1 protein-coding gene is annotated in these 1,029 nt (G+C 66.4%); it reads left to right on the forward strand.

Annotation, left to right across the window (positions count from 1 at the left end; translation table 11 throughout):
- Positions 1-1,029: multicopper oxidase domain-containing protein (locus H926_RS26750; RefSeq protein WP_371256234.1), on the forward strand; the 1,029-nt coding region annotated here is incomplete at both ends.

Consider the following 1,029-nt stretch of genomic DNA (forward strand, 5'->3'; position numbering starts at 1 on the left):
GGGTTTTGCCCGATCTGGCACGCGCGCGCACCGCCATTGCTGGCATGATGCCGGGCATGGCCGAGGGGGCGATGGGCGCGCCAGCAACCGCGCTGTCGGGTGATCTGATCGAACTGGTGATCGACCAAGCCACCGTGCGCGTCGGGGGGCGCAGCGGCCATGCGATCACTGTCAACGGCACCACGCCGGGGCCGATGATCCGCCTGCGCGAAGGGCAGCAGGTGTGCCTGCGCGTGCACAACCGCTTGGCCGAGGATACCTCGATCCACTGGCACGGCCTGCTGGTGCCGTTCCAGTTCGATGGGGTGCCAGGCATCAGCTATCCCGGCATTGCCCCGGGGCAGAGCTTTGACCACGTGTTTACCGTGCGCCAAGCCGGAACCTATTGGTATCACGGGCATAGTGGGATGCAGGAAGCGATGGGCCTGTTCGGCCCGATCGTGATCGACCCGGCCGTGCCCACCACTGAGACGGCGCGCGAGCATGTGATCATGCTGCACGATTGGACCGATGTGCATCCGCACGTGCTGCTCAAGCGGTTGAAACAGCAGGGCGGATTTTACAACCGGCAGCAGCAGACCCTGGCGGGCTTGCTGGCCGGCCGCGACCAGCCCCTGGGCGAGCGCCTGAACTGGGGCCGCATGCGCATGGACCCGACCGACATCGCCGATGTGACCGGATCGACCTATACCTATTGCATCAACGGGCACGACAGCGCGGCGAACTGGACCGGGGCGTTTGTGCCGGGCGAGGCGGTGCGGCTGCGCGTGATCAATGCCGCGGCGATGACCAATTTCAACCTGCGGTTGCCGGGCGTGCCGATGCGCGTGGTGGCGGCCGATGGGCAGGATGTGGTGCCGGTGGACACCGATGAATTGCAGATTGGCATTGCCGAGACCTATGACGTGCTGGTGCAGCCAAAATCCGCGCAACCCGTTGCGATCATTGCTGAAGCGATCGATCGATCGGGGCAGTGCCGGGCGACGCTGGCGCCACTGGGCGCGCCTGCGGGCACGGCAGCGCCGATCC

This window comes from Novosphingobium sp. B-7 (assembly GCF_000410615.1).
Lineage (GTDB): Bacteria > Pseudomonadota > Alphaproteobacteria > Sphingomonadales > Sphingomonadaceae > Novosphingobium > Novosphingobium capsulatum.